The organism is Methylobacterium sp. CCH5-D2 (assembly GCF_001556475.1).
Classification (GTDB): Bacteria; Pseudomonadota; Alphaproteobacteria; order Rhizobiales; family Beijerinckiaceae; genus Methylobacterium; species Methylobacterium hispanicum.
Genome location: NZ_LSIX01000244.1, coordinates 1 through 328, shown reverse-complemented (window position 1 = coordinate 328; position 328 = coordinate 1). Strand labels below are relative to the sequence as shown.

At 66.5% G+C, this 328-nt stretch carries 1 pseudogene; it reads left to right on the top strand.

From position 1 onward, the window contains the following. Positions 1 to 328 (top strand): annotated as a pseudogene (locus AX737_RS06400) (arsenical-resistance protein); the annotation flags it as partial.

Below are 328 nucleotides of genomic sequence, written 5' to 3'. Positions count from 1 at the left end.
TCATGGTCATCCCCATGCTGCTCAAGATCGACTTCGCCTCGCTGCGCCACGTCGGGCGGCACTGGCGCGGCATCGGCGTGACGCTGTTCATCAACTGGGCGGTGAAGCCCTTCTCGATGGCCGCGCTCGGCTGGCTGTTCATCGGCACCCTGTTCCGGCCCTACCTGCCGGCCGACCAGGTCGACAGCTACATCGCCGGGCTCATCATCCTGGCGGCGGCCCCCTGCACCGCCATGGTGTTCGTCTGGTCGAACCTGACCCGAGGCGAGCCGTACTTCACCCTGAGCCAGGTGGCGCTCAACGACACCATCATGGTGGTGGCCTTCGC